Annotated in this window: 13 protein-coding genes and 1 pseudogene; all 14 read left to right on the plus strand. The window is 51.8% G+C overall.

Annotation, left to right across the window (positions count from 1 at the left end; translation table 11 throughout):
- The first annotated feature begins 2 nt into the window (after positions 1-2).
- Positions 3-1,496: a bifunctional UDP-sugar hydrolase/5'-nucleotidase gene (locus J3349_RS13630; protein WP_207677787.1), complete on the plus strand. Its 1,494-nt coding sequence runs from the start codon at positions 3-5 to the stop codon at positions 1,494-1,496.
- A 616-nt stretch (positions 1,497-2,112) separates the two neighbouring features.
- Positions 2,113-2,928, plus strand: a complete 816-nt coding sequence (locus J3349_RS13635; RefSeq protein ID WP_207677788.1) for a hypothetical protein — start codon at positions 2,113-2,115, stop codon at positions 2,926-2,928.
- 584 nt (positions 2,929-3,512) lie between these two features.
- The gene (locus tag J3349_RS13640) at positions 3,513-3,767 is read left to right on the plus strand and encodes a hypothetical protein (RefSeq protein WP_097793444.1); all 255 of its coding nucleotides are present in this window, start codon (positions 3,513-3,515) and stop codon (positions 3,765-3,767) included.
- Between the two features lie 4 nt (positions 3,768-3,771).
- The gene (locus tag J3349_RS13645; protein WP_207677789.1) at positions 3,772-4,638 is read left to right on the plus strand and encodes a DUF6017 domain-containing protein; all 867 of its coding nucleotides are present in this window, start codon (positions 3,772-3,774) and stop codon (positions 4,636-4,638) included.
- Between the two features lie 4 nt (positions 4,639-4,642).
- Positions 4,643-5,470: a ParA family protein gene (locus J3349_RS13650; protein ID WP_207677797.1), complete on the plus strand. Its 828-nt coding sequence runs from the start codon at positions 4,643-4,645 to the stop codon at positions 5,468-5,470.
- Positions 5,427-6,356 (plus strand): ParB/RepB/Spo0J family partition protein, encoded by a 930-nt coding sequence (locus J3349_RS13655; protein WP_207677790.1) that lies wholly within the window; start codon positions 5,427-5,429, stop codon positions 6,354-6,356. Before J3349_RS13650 ends, J3349_RS13655 begins: the two co-directional genes overlap by 44 nt.
- A gap of 66 nt (positions 6,357-6,422) precedes the next feature.
- Entirely contained in the window at positions 6,423-6,881 is a 459-nt protein-coding gene (locus tag J3349_RS13660; RefSeq protein ID WP_207677791.1) for a hypothetical protein, read from the plus strand.
- A gap of 102 nt (positions 6,882-6,983) precedes the next feature.
- Entirely contained in the window at positions 6,984-7,460 is a 477-nt protein-coding gene (locus J3349_RS13665; RefSeq protein ID WP_207677792.1) for a PcfB family protein, read from the plus strand.
- Complete coding sequence (locus tag J3349_RS13670) at positions 7,457-9,223, plus strand: VirD4-like conjugal transfer protein, CD1115 family (RefSeq protein WP_207677793.1); 1,767 nt, start codon at positions 7,457-7,459, stop codon at positions 9,221-9,223. Before J3349_RS13665 ends, J3349_RS13670 begins: the two co-directional genes overlap by 4 nt.
- A 140-nt stretch (positions 9,224-9,363) precedes the next feature.
- Complete coding sequence (locus J3349_RS13675) at positions 9,364-9,579, plus strand: Maff2 family mobile element protein (protein WP_055186938.1); 216 nt, start codon at positions 9,364-9,366, stop codon at positions 9,577-9,579.
- Positions 9,580-9,797: 218 nt separating this feature from the next.
- Positions 9,798-10,664 (plus strand): VirB6/TrbL-like conjugal transfer protein, CD1112 family, encoded by an 867-nt coding sequence (locus J3349_RS13680; RefSeq protein ID WP_207677794.1) that lies wholly within the window; start codon positions 9,798-9,800, stop codon positions 10,662-10,664.
- 15 nt (positions 10,665-10,679) lie between these two features.
- The gene (locus J3349_RS13685) at positions 10,680-11,042 is read left to right on the plus strand and encodes a PrgI family protein (protein ID WP_207677795.1); all 363 of its coding nucleotides are present in this window, start codon (positions 10,680-10,682) and stop codon (positions 11,040-11,042) included.
- The gene (locus tag J3349_RS13690; protein WP_207677796.1) at positions 11,017-13,386 is read left to right on the plus strand and encodes a VirB4-like conjugal transfer ATPase, CD1110 family; all 2,370 of its coding nucleotides are present in this window, start codon (positions 11,017-11,019) and stop codon (positions 13,384-13,386) included. The genes J3349_RS13685 and J3349_RS13690 overlap by 26 nt, the downstream gene beginning before the upstream one ends.
- A pseudogene (locus J3349_RS13695) lies at positions 13,383-13,897 on the plus strand (NlpC/P60 family protein); the annotation flags it as partial. The gene J3349_RS13690 and the pseudogene J3349_RS13695, both read left to right, overlap by 4 nt.

The raw sequence follows: 13,897 nt of genomic DNA on the forward strand, positions 1-13,897 counted from the left end.
CCATGAAACACACCAAAAAGATCACCATCCTCCACTCCAATGATCTGCACGGAGACTTTCTGGCAGAGCAGGTGGACGAAAAACTGGTGGGCGGCGTTTCCATGCTGTCCGGCTACATTGAAAAAGTGCGGGCAGAACAGCCCAACACCCTCTACGCCATCGCGGGGGATATGTTCCGGGGCTCGGTCATCGATTCCGAATACAAGGGGCTTTCCACCATCGAGATCATGAACGCCCTTGCCCCGGACATCGTCACCATCGGCAACCACGAGGTGGATTACGGCATCGCCCACCTGCTGTTCATCGAAAAATGCGCGCGCTTTCCCATCATCAACGCCAACCTCTACATCAAAAACACCCCCACCCGGCTGTTTACCCCCTACAAGATCCTGCAGGTAGACGGGATGAACATCCTCTTCATCGGCATCATCACGCAAGACGTCATCAACCAGACCAAGTCCGAATCGCTGGTGGGGTCCTTTGTGGACACCGCCGCCGCTGCCGCCGAGGTGGGCAAAATCTGCAACGCCCACAACAGCATCGACATTGATTTTACCGTGCTGCTGACCCACATCGGCTTTGAGGAGGACAAACACCTGGCCCGCCAGCTGGACCCGGCCTGGGGGGTGGACCTGATCATCGGCGGGCACAGCCACACCTTTTTGGACCATGCCGCCGAGGAAAACGGCGTGGTCATTGCGCAGGCGGGCACCGGCACCGACCAGATCGGCCGCTTTGACATCATTGTGGACACGGACAACAACTGCATCGATTCCTACACATGGCACACGGTGCCCATCACCGCCGACACCTGCCCCCGCAACCCCGCCATGGAGCAGGTGCTGCACCGCTTCACCAGTCAGGTGGACGAAAAGTACAGCCACATCGTAGGGCGCTTCCGCCGGGAGCTGACCCACCCGGAGCGCACCCGGGAGACCGAGCTGGGCAACCTGTTTGCGGACATCTTCACCCGCAGCCTTGGCATCGATATTATGCTCATCGGCTCCGGCAGCATCCGGGCCGAAAAGCTGGGCCCCATCGTCACCTACGGCGACCTCATCGAGGGCTTCCCCTACGATGATGGCGTGTTCATGTTCAAGGTGACAGGCCGGCAGCTGCGCCAGATGCTCCACTACATGCTGCGGGAGGAGGCCTACACCGGCCACACCGAGTTCTACCAGCTGCCCTCCACCCTGCGGCTGCGCTACGACCGCGCCAAGGGCGACTTTGATTACTTTACCTACTGCGGCAAGGAGGTGGGCAAGGAGATCAGCGACGATGCCCTGTTCACCGTGGGGCTGCAGAACTACCACTTCAAAAACATCGAGAGCTTTTTCAACATCTCCTACGAAACCATCTGCAAGCTGCAGAAGCCTCGCAGCGTGGCAACCTCCTGTCAGGATATCCTGATGGAGTATTTCCGGGAGCACGAGATGGTGGACGCCGCCGTGGACGGCAGAATGACCATTCTGCCCTCTACCGCGCAGACCGGCTGACCCCCGCAGGGTCAAAAACATGGTTTCGCCCCGCAAAATCTGAGGGGAACACTTTGCAAACAGAAATGAGCACCCCATGAAACAACGATTCTCAAAACGAACACGCCTTGTCAGTGCCCTTTTGACGCTGGCTATGGTATTCACCTTTTTGCCCTTCAGCGCCTTTGCGGCAGGGGGGTGACGGGTGGTTATAACATCACCTCAATAGTATTGTATCGTTCTTACAGAAAGAACAGTACAACATCATCGTTCGGGTGATTTTGTCCTATTGTGCTGATTTATGCCTTTTCCCGGTCGAGTTATAAAAAACGGTAACTCGTCTGGGCGATTTCATGCGCTATCCAATCACAGTTGCTGTTTGTGGAGGTAACTGTGATTTTTTATTGGGGTAACGCATCAAAAAAAGCCTGTCTGCTGCCGTAGACCAGACTGCAAACAAACCGGCACAATCGTTCCGCTTCACCACCCATAATCATGCCGATGTGCAATATTGCGCTAGCTTCCCTCAATGGGAGGCTGGCGTTTTTGCGCTTTTAAGGGCAAGGTGTCGTGCGCCACCACGATCCTTTTTGTCCGAATGCTCACATTCCGTAAAATAACTGGAGGATTATTGATAATGAGATCGACCTATTTGCTTCCGTGGTTCAAGATGACCACATGGTACTTCCGACTGTCTCGATTGCTGGAAGTTTCCAACGTCAAAAAGCGCACCAAAAATCATAGTGCTGATGCCGACCGTATTTTCATGTTGGTGAAAAATCATGTGCTGGCCGTATCCGGCATGGGAGAAGTCCGGCCCCGGTATAGCTGCTTTTATAAGATCCGGCATCCGGGTGACTGCGATGGGCAGTCCGGCTATGGCGTTTCTAAGCTGGATTCCATTGTAGAAGAAGTTGTCCGGCAGATCTTCGCACAGTTCCGCGAGGTTTCCCGGAAGAAGCTGCTGGAATCGGTCAAGACCAACGATGCCGCCCGCATCCAGAAGAAAATCAAGAAAATCCAGAAAGACTTGGAAGCCAAGCAGAAAGAGTTGGACGACCTGAAAGCCGAAACCATTCTGGTCATTCGGGGCGTAAGTGCCTTGGACAAAGAACTGCTCGGCACACTGGTGGCCGAAGCAAAAGATGCACTGGAAACTCTGGAAAAGCAGCTTGTTCAGGCACAGGAAGAATACGAAGAAGCCACCAAAACGGCAAAGCGCAGCAACTACATCTGCAACGAGCTGTTTACATGGGCGGATGTGTACGACACCGCCAACCACGATGAACGCCGCGCTATCTTGCAGCAGTTCATTGCGGAGATTCGTGTCCGAAAAGACTACGAAATCTCGATCACCCTGAACGCCAGCTTCAACCAAGTGGAGCAGCTCAAGGCTGTGTCAACCTACGATGGTGCGGAGATTTTTGAAGAAATTTCCGAAAAGGGGGCATAAAAGCGATGCGCTTGCCCGCAGCACTGTGTAAAATTCAAAGAAAGAAGCGTGAAACCGATGGATTTTCAAAAAGTACATGGATGACCCCGCCCGGTTCGCATCCGACTTCAGGGTTCGGAACCCGGCACGGTCCGCCAAAGTTTTTTGGACATAAAAAACGCCGCATCGTACAAAACGATGCGGCAGATTGGTGGACCTAGAGGGATTCGAACCCTTGACCTCTCGGATGCGAACCGAACGCTCTCCCAACAGTCTCGCTTTTGTGCACACCTTATGCACCGTGAGAAAAGGAAAATCAACGTGTATTCGTTCATATAAAAGGTGCAGCCATGCTGGCGGCCTTTCTTGGTCGCAAGTATGGTCTCCAAGCCGCTGATTTTCAAGATGAAGCAATTTGGGGCGTAATATGGTTGGCAGACAAGTGAGTTACAGGCCCTTGAGATGTAGCTCACTTGGGGTTCAGATGTATCGCATCCTAATTTGCAATAAAATACGATGTACCGTAAAAGCGCAACTTCTACTCTCAATGAATGGAAGATGCGCTTTTATTTTTGTCCACAACACATTTCAAAAGGAGGATGCCTATGGATAAAGACTTTATGCTGAACTATTTTAACAAAGCCGTACAGCCTGAATGGGAGGAGCTGCTGAAAACACCGCGATACCAACCGGCAGCAAGTAAGCGTGACGCAATCGAACGGGAGTTCTTTCGGATGCTGAACGATGAGCAGAAACGCAAGTACCTTGATTTGGAGTCCGCTGTCATATTGGCAGAATGTGACATCGCAGAAGCCATGTATATGAAAGGTGCCGCAGACCGTGAGCTGATGATCCGTTAATACCATGAACTACGACTACTTCTACGGTCAGTCGGGCGAATTGTTCTCCTATTTCCGCATCCCGAAAGCACTGTTCCAAGACCATCGTTTCCGGCAGCTCTCCACCGATGCCCGGACGCTGTACGGCATCTTGCTGGACCGCATGAGCCTGTCTGCAAAGAACGGCTGGCTGGACGAGCAGGGCCGGGTGTATATCATCTACACTGTCCGGGAAGTGCAGGACTCTCTCTGCTGTGCCGAACACAAGGCGGTCAAGCTGTTCCGGGAACTAGAGGACATCGACCTCATCGAGCGCAAACGCCGTGGTCTGGGCAGACCCAGCCTGATCTACGTCAAGGACTTTTCGTCTGGACTGCCAAAAGCGCAAGTACAGAATTGCCCAAACAGCAATTCAGGTGCTGCCGAAAGCGCAATTCTGGAGCAGCCAAAACCGCAAGCAAATAAGACTGATAAGAATAAAACAGAGTGGAACGATCCTGACCCTATCTATTCCAGGGGCATCCGGGAGCAGCTTGAGGATTATTTTTCTCAGTCTTTGGAGGTGGACCTTCTGCTCCGGCTCTGCCCGGACGATGAGGACACCATCTATCAGATCGTAGACTTGCTTGTGGATACCTGTTCCACCAAACGCAAGATGTTGCGCATCGCCGGAGATGACAAGCCCACCGAGGTGGTACGCAGCCGGCTGAAAAAGCTGAACGCTGACCACATCCGTTTTGTGCTGGGCTGTTTGGCAGAAAACACCGCCCCGGTGCGGAACATGAAGCAGTATCTGCTGGCGATGCTCTACAATGCGCCCACCACCATGAACCTCTACTATCAGAACAAGACGAACCACGACTTTGCGCGCGGTTCACCGAAAGCGGGGTGATGTTATCGCAAAGAAAGCTACGATTATCGCAGTCACCAATCAAAAAGGTGGTGTGGGGAAAAGCACCACCTGTGAGAACTTAGGCATTGGGCTGGCGATGGAGGGTAAAAAAGTCCTGTTGGTGGATACCGACCCGCAAGGGTCATTGACCATCAGCATGGGCTGGCAGCAGCCCGATGAACTGCCCACCACCCTCTCTACCCTGATGCAGAAAGCCATGAACGACCAGCCCATCCAGCCCGGTGAGGGCATCCTGCACCATGCGGAGGGCGTTGACCTGATCCCAGCAAACATCGAACTGGCAGGGCTGGAAGTTGCCCTTGTGAACAGCATGAACCGGGAAAAGATGCTCAAGCAGGTGCTGGACAGTGCCAAGCGGGAGTACGATTTCATTTTGCTTGACTGTATGCCCTCGCTGGGGATGCTGACCATTAACGCACTGGCAGCGGCGGACGCTGCCCTGATTCCCGTGCAGGCGCAGTATCTTTCCGCAAAAGGTCTGGAACAGCTTTTGCAGACGGTGCAGAAGGTCCGGCGGCAGATCAACCCCAAGCTGAAAATTGAGGGTATTCTGCTGACCATGACGGACAGCCACACCAATTACGGAAAACAGATCAGCAATCTGATCCGGCAGGCATACGGAAAACACCTGAAGGTGTTTGAGCAGACCATTCCCCGCTCCGTCCGTGCGGCAGAAACCAGTGCGGCAGGCAAAAGCATTTTTGCCTATGACCCCAAGGGAAAGGTGGCAGATGCCTACAAATCTCTTGCAAAGGAGGTGCTGGCAGATGCCGATCGACAACGGAAACTTAGCTCTGAAAGGACTAGATGACCTGTTTTCCACCGAAGAAAACCGACAGGAGGAACAGCGGGAGCAGGTGCAGCAGATTCCCATTGATGCGCTGCACCCCTTCACAAACCACCCCTTCAAGGTGCTGGACAATGAATCCATGACCCGGACGGTGGAGAGCATTGCACAGTACGGTGTGCTGGCTCCGCTGATTGCCCGCCCTCGCCCAGACGGTGATGGCTATGAGATCATCTCCGGGCACCGCCGTCAGTATGCGGCTAAACTTGCCGGGCTGGAAACGCTGCCGGTCATCGTCCGCAACATGGACGATAATGCCGCTGTTCTGTTGATGGTGGATTCCAATTTGCAGCGTGAACACATCCTGCCCAGTGAGCGGGCTTTTGCCTACAAAATGAAGCTGGAAGCTCTAAAAAATCAAGGTGCTAGGTCAGATTTAACTTCGCCGCAAAATGCGGCGAAGTTTCGCAGCGATGATGCAGTTGCAAAAAGCCAAGGTATCAGCGGAGATACCGTGCAACGCTATGTCCGGCTGACGAACCTTATACCTGAACTGCTCAATATGGTGGATGAGAAAAAAGTATCATTTAATCCTGCGGTAGAATTGTCTTATCTCTCTGCTGAACAACAGCAGGAGATGATAAAGGCAATGGACGATACCCAAAACGCGCCTTCCGTTTCACAGGCAAAGCGTATCAAAAAGCTGGCACAGGCGGGAAAATTCACCTCTGATGCCGTTGTCGCCATTATGGGGGAGGAAAAGAAAAGCGAGTTGGATACTGTGACCATCAAAAATGAAACCCTGCGCAAATATTTTCCTCGCAGTTATACGCCCCGGCAGATGGAAGAAAAAATCATTCAGCTTCTGGATGCGTGGCAGAAAAAGCAGCAGCGCAAAAATGAACGCTGATTATGCCTTGAATCGTAAGACCCGATTGGGTCTTTTTATTTTGCAAAAATTCAGGAGGTAAAGCCTATGGACAACACGATTCCTTTCAATCCCACTTCTTGTACTGTCCGCACGGAACAGATCACCGTGGATGTGAGCATCCTGTCCGTGCTGAACCATGCGGCATCCCCCGGCAGACACAAGCCGGATGCCAATATTTATCTCGCCGCTATCGCCCCGGACATGGAACTGACCATCATCATGGAGGAAGATGCGCCCCACATTCTGCCCTGCTTTGATGAAGAAGATGCCACCATCACTATCAAGGGCGCGCCGCTGTTCATCAGCTACAACCCGGCACAGGTGCTGACGCTGGCGGGCAAGCACTATCTGACGGGTGCGGTCATTTTCTACCGCACAGACAGCAGCGGCCGCATCGTTTCGCTGACAGTGGAGGACATTTACCGTTTCCAGAGTTATCTGGAAATGCAGAGCGTCACGCTGGTGGCAGACGGTCAGGAACTGACCTGTATTTGCATCGACTGAGGTGCGCCATGCTGAATTTTTTCATCTGTTTCGCATTTTTTGAGTTCGGCGCACTCTGCGGCTTCTTCGTGGCTGCGCTGATGCAGACGGCAAGGGACGGTGATGAACGTGCAGGAAGAAGTCGAACAGAAAACATTCAACATTGTGGTATCCACCACAAAGCTGACCGCCCGGACGATTCTGAACGCTGGCCGAACAGCACTTCGGGAGTATCAGTCAAAATTACTGGCTGATAAGTCGAGCGGCAAGCAGAGCGTCCGAATGCTCCTGCGGCAAAATCGGGGTGTGTCCAGCGTAGAAATCAGCAAAACAGGCATCCGTGATTTTGAGCGGTACGCCAAAAAGTACGGCATCGACTACGCTATCCAGAAAGACACCTCCGAAGTGCCACCCCGGTATTTGGTCTTTTTCAAAGCCCCGGATGCAGATGCTTTTAATGCAGCGTTCAAAGAGTATTCGGCATCCCTGCTAAACAAAGTGAACCGTCCTTCTGTACTGGAAAAGCTGCATGAGCTGGTACAAGCTGCTGCAGAACTCACCGGAAAAGTCCGGCATAAAGAGCAGGAGCGCGGCCTATGAACACGAAAAAGCTCACAAAATGGCTGGCTCTGTATCTGCCCTATATCCTGCTGGGACTGGTGGCAACAAATTTCGGTGAAGCATGGCGGCTGGCCGAGGGCAAAGAACTGGGCGATAAAATCATGTCTATGGTGGGAACGCTGCCTTTAGCCTTTGCGAATCCGCTGCCCAGTTTGCACCCATTGGATTTGCTTATCGGCTTTTTCTGCGGCGCAGGGTTACGGCTTGCCGTATATTTGCGAAGCAAAAATGCAAAGAAATATCGGCACGGCATGGAATATGGCTCTGCCCGATGGGGTACACCCAAGGACATTGAACCTTTTCAAGCTCCGAAGTTTGCCGACAACATTATTTTAACCAAAACAGAGCGGTTGATGATGAGCAACCGCCCACCTGACCCCAAGAACGCGAGAAACAAAAACGTGCTGGTGGTCGGCGGCTCTGGCTCCGGCAAAACGAGATTTTGGCTGAAACCAAACCTCCTGCAATGTCACAGTTCCTATGTGGTCACTGACCCGAAAGGTACGATCGTGCTTGAATGTGGGCAAGCCATGCTGAAAAACGGTTATAAGGTAAAAATCCTGAACACCATCAACTTCAAAAAGTCGATGCACTACAATCCGTTCAGCTACGTTCACAGCGAAAAAGACATTTTGAAGCTGGTGACAACGCTTATGACCAACACCAAGGGTGAGGGGTCTGGCGGCGATCCATTTTGGGAGAAAAGTGAACGTCTTTTGCTCACTGCACTGATCGCCTATCTGCATTATGAAGCCCCTGTGGAGGAGCAGAATTTTGCAACACTGTTGGAAATGCTCAATACCATGCAGGTGCTGGAGGACGATGAAGAATACCAAAATCCAGTTGATTTGCTCTTTGAGGATTTAGCCAAAAAGAAGCCGAACAGCTTTGCAGGACGGCAGTACAAGCTCTATAAATTAGCTGCCGGAAAGACCGCAAAATCCATCCTCATTTCCTGCGGTGCTAGGCTTGCCCCATTCGACATTCAAGAATTGCGTGATTTAACGATGTATGATGAGCTACAACTGGATACGCTGGGCGATAAGAAAACAGCTCTGTTCCTCATCATGTCGGATACGGACAGCACCTTTAATTTCCTGATTTCGATGGTCTACACCCAGCTTTTTAACCTCTTGTGCGACAAAGCAGACGATGTGTACGGCGGCAAGCTGCCCATTCATGTACGCTGTCTGATTGATGAATGCGCTAATATCGGGCAGATTCCTAATCTGGAAAAGCTGGTGGCAACCATCCGCAGCCGTGAGATTTCGGCTTGCCTTGTTTTGCAGGCGAAAAGCCAGTTAAAGGCTATCTACAAGGATAATGCCGACACCATCATCGGCAATATGGACAGTCAGATTTTTCTCGGCGGTTCAGAACCCGGCACACTGAAAGACCTGTCTGAAATGTTGGGCAAGGAAACGATTGATGCGTACAACACTTCGGATACGCGTGGGAACTCCCCATCTTACGGCACAAATTACTCCAAATTGGGTCACGAATTATTAAGTCGAGATGAGCTGGCTGTGCTGGATGGCGGCAAGTGCATTTTGCAGTTGCGCGGTGTGCGGCCTTTTCTCTCGGACAAGTACGATTTGACTCAGCACCCGAACTACAAGCTCACTTCTGATTTTGACGAAAAGAACCGATTCGATATTGAAAAATATCTGAACCGAAAAGAAAAAATCCACCCCGGTGATGAGTTCATCGTGGTGGACGCTGATTCGCTCCCGTCTGCCTGATTCGGTAGGCGGCTTTATTTTTACCCGGCCAGAGAGGTACACCAGCAAGTCAACTCCCACCGCAGCTTGCGGCTCAACTATTATGGCTTCAGGTGTGTACGGACGGTCTACAAGTTTTCAATTATAAAGGAGAAACGACTATGGAATTCTTTAACTCTGCTATCGAAGTTCTTCAGACTCTGGTTGTCGCTCTGGGTGCTGGCCTCGGCGTTTGGGGTGCCATCAACCTGCTGGAAGGTTATGGCAACGATAACCCCGGCAGCAAGAGTCAGGGTATGAAGCAGCTCATGGCTGGCGGCGGTGTCGCGCTGGTCGGCATTACCCTGATTCCTCTGCTGAGCGGCCTGTTCGGTTAAGAACAGCGGGCGGATTTATTCCGCCTGTACATACGCAATCGCTTCAATCCTCGCTGTGGATAACAGCCCCTATTATAATAGGAAGTGAATTGCTGCAAGACCATCCACCCATCAACGAAAGGCGGTGCTATTATGCAGCTTCTGACCCACATTATTTTTGTTCTGAACCTTCTCAAGACCCTTATCAATCACTTCACCTAAAGGACGGTGACTGCTGAATGGAAACCGTTCTCAAAGCCATAGCCGATTGGATAAAGGGTATCCTGACGGCTGGCATCATGTCAAACCTGTCCGGGCTGTTCGATGCCGTAAATGAGCAGGTCGGTGACATTGCGCAACAGGTCGGCACACGGCCATCGGCCTTTGAACCACGCGTTTTTGCGATGATCGAATCGCTCTCCCGGAACGTGGTTCTGCCGATTGCGGGCATTATCCTCACATTTATCGCCTGTTACGAACTGATTGAAATGATAACCCAGCATAACAACATGGCGCAGTTTGAGCCAGCACTTATTATGCGCTGGATTTTCAAGACCGCTGTTTCAGTATGGTTCATCTCCAACACGTTCGATATTGTGATGGCAGTCTTTGACCTGACGCAGAAAGTCGTGTCCGATTCCAGCGGCATTATTGCGGGCAATACTCGCGTCAATGAAATCGGCCTGTCGATGCTGGAAGCCAGTCTGATGCAAATGGATGTCGGTCCACTCTTCGGGCTTTTTTTGCAGAGCTTCTTCATCGGCATCACCATGAGAATCCTCTCAATCGTGATTTTCGTCATTGTGTACGGACGCATGATTGAGATCTACTGTATGGTGAGCCTTGCGCCGATTCCCATGGCAACATGGGGCAACCATGAACAGAGCCACATGGGACAGAACTATCTGAAATGCTTGTTTGCGCTGGGATTTCAGGGCTTTCTCATCCTCATCTGCGTGGCCATCTATGCCGTGTTGATTCAGAATGTGGCGATTTCCGGCGATGCCATCGGTTCGATTTGGTCAATCGTTGGGTATACCGTCCTGCTCTGTTTTAGTCTGTTCAAAACCAGCTCGGTCACAAAAAGTGTACTGGGCGCACATTAAAAGGAGGTGTGAATTTTGGCTGCGTATATCTCTGTTCCGCGTGACCTTACGAAAGTTAAATCGAAGGTCGTATTCAATCTGACAAAACGGCAGCTCATCTGTTTTGGTTCGGCGGCACTGATTGGAGTGCCGCTTTTCTTTTTGCTCCGGGATTCTGGCGGCAACTCTGCCGCCACCCTCGGTATGATGGCGGTCATGCTGCCCGCCTTCTTTCTCGGTATGTACGGGAAAAACGGTCAGCCGTTGGAAAAGCTGCTGTCCCACTATGTTCAGGCGCGGTTCCTGCGTCCGAAGATTCGACCTTATAAGACCAACAACTATTATGCACTGCTTATGAAAGGGGGCGTGACCCATGCCGTTTTGGAAAAAGACCAGTAAGGGCGGCAAGAAAAAGCCGCCGAAGTCCACTGTTCCCCGAACAGCGCAGCAGTCCATTCCCATGCAGCGGATGTTTGAGGATGGAACCTGCCGGGTGAAGCCGAACTACTACACCCGGACAATCGCCTACCAAGACATCAATTACCAGCTCGCCCAGCAGGAGGACAAAACTGCTATTTTCGAGGAATGGTGCAGTTTTCTGAACTTCTTCGATTCCAGCATCAAGTTTGAACTGTCCTTTGTGAACATGGCAACGGACAGCAGTGAGTTTGAAAAGAGCATCCGTATTCCGTTCCAGAAAGACGGTTTCGATGATGTGCGGGCTGAGTATTCGCTGATGCTGCGCCAGCAGCTTGCCAAGGGCAATAATGGTCTGACTAAGACCAAGTTCATCACCTTTGGCGTGGAGGGCGAGAGTATGCGTCAGGTGAAAACACGGCTCGACCATGTGCAGAACGATCTGCTCAACAACTTCCACCGTTTGGGTGTTCAGGCCAAGCCGCTGAATGGTACGGAACGGCTCAAGCTCATGCACGATATGTTCCACATGGACGGTGAATCGAAGTTCCGTTTTGAATGGAATGATCTCGTGAAAAGCGGCCTTTCGGTGAAAGATGCCATTGCACCGACTGCTTTCGCCTTCAGAAATTCCCGGACGTTCCAAATGGGCGGAATCTACTGTGCCGCCAGTTTTCTGAGCATCACGGCCTCCGACATCAGCGACCAGCTTCTGAAAGATTTTTTGGATATGGATTCCAGCCAGATTGTCACCATGCACATTCAGAGCGTTGACCAGAACCGCGCCATTAAAACGGTCAAGCGCACGATTACTGAACTTGATAGAAGCAAGATTGAGGAGCAGAAGAAAGCAATCCGCGCCGGGTATGATATTGACATCATTCCGTCCGATTTGGCGACCTATGGCCGTGATGCCAAAGCCCTGCTGAAAGAATTGCAGAGCCAGAACGAGCGAATGTTTTTGGTGACATTCCTCGTGCTGAACACCGGGCGTACCGAACAGGAACTGGAAAACAATGTCTTTCAGGCAAGCTCCATCGCACAGAAGCACAACTGCAATCTGTGCCGCTTGGATTACCAGCAGGAACAGGGGCTTATGTCCTCTCTGCCGCTGGCCGATAATCAGATTGAGATTCAGCGCGGCCTTACTACCAGCAGTACGGCCATTTTCATTCCATTCACCACACAGGAGCTTTACCAGTCCGGCAAAGAATCTCTGTACTACGGTTTGAATGCTCTCTCCAACAATTTGATTATGGTGGACAGAAAGAAGCTGAAAAATCCGAATGGACTTATCCTCGGTACTCCCGGCTCCGGCAAAAGTTTCTCGGCAAAGCGTGAAATCGCAAATGCCTTTCTGGTGACGGATGATGATATTATCATCAACGACCCCGAAGGCGAATATTCCCCACTGGTAAACCGACTGAAAGGACAGGTCATTAAAATCAGCCCCAACAGCACCCAGTTCATCAACCCGATGGACATTAACGCCAACTATTCGGAAGAAGATAATCCGCTGTCCCTGAAAGCGGACTTTATTCTTTCTCTGTGCGAACTGGTTGTCGGCGGCAAGGAAGGTCTGCTCCCGGTGGAAAAGACGGTCATTGACCGCTGTGTGCATCTGATTTATCGGAAATATTTTGCTGACCCCTGCCCGGAGAATATGCCGATTCTGGAGGACTTGTACAACGCCCTGCTCCAGCAGGACGAGAAAGAAGCTCATCATGTTGCTACCGCTCTGGAAATCTACGTCAAGGGCAGTCTGAATCTGTTCAACCACCGCACCAATGTAAACGTCAACAACCGCATCGTCTGCTACGACATCAAGGAACTCGGCAAGCAGATGAAGAAGCTCGGAATGCTCATCGTGCAGGATCAGGTCTGGGGGCGTGTCACGGCAAACCGCAGCAGCGGAAAGTCCACACGGTATTATATGGACGAGATGCACCTGCTTCTGAAAGAGGAGCAGACTGCCGCTTATTCCGTCGAGATCTGGAAGCGTTTCCGCAAATGGGGCGGCATCCCGACCGGATTGACGCAGAACGTCAAAGACCTCCTTTCTTCTCGTGAGGTCGAGAATATTTTTGAAAATTCGGACATGATCATCATGCTGAATCAGGCGGCGGGAGACCGGCAAATTCTCGCAAAGCAACTCAACATTTCGCCCCATCAGCTTTCCTACGTCACCCACTCCGGCGAGGGTGAGGGGTTACTTTTTTTCGGCAATGTCATTCTGCCCTTCATTGACCGCTTCCCCACCGATCTGGAACTCTACCGGATTATGACCACCAAGTTGGGCGAAGTTTCGGAGGGCGCACAGAAATGAGTGAACCGAAGCTGAATCTCAGAGAGGAGCCGTCCGCAAAAAAGACCCGTTCTCCCCCGAAAAAAGCCAAGGTGGAGCAGTCGGTGCCCAAAAAGAAAAAGCTAAAAACGGATGTAGACAAGGCGGCAGAGAAAGCCCAGCACTTGCGTTTTGGCAAGGCAGAACTGACCCCAGACGAACTGAGCCGATTGAGCAAGGCGCAGAAACGGGAAATGTACGCCGCCCATGCCGCCCGGTCTGCGGTGCATCGGGAGGTTGACCAGTACGAAGATGAAAACGTCGGTGTGCAGGCATTGAGCGAGGGCGAAAAAGCGGCTGGAAATGTCCGGGATATTTCCAAGAGCAGATATGCCCGCAAACTCAAGAAGAAAGCCAATGCACAGGGAAAGAAAGACACCAAAACCGCAAAATCTTCCCCGCAGGAGCCGACCGCGCCACAAGATGCAGGCACATCCGGCACCGGCGAGGGCGGCTCCAACTGGCTTTCACGCTGGAAACAGCGGCAAGAAAT

The organism is Faecalibacterium sp. Marseille-P9590, from assembly GCF_017377665.1.
GTDB lineage: Bacteria > Bacillota > Clostridia > Oscillospirales > Ruminococcaceae > Faecalibacterium.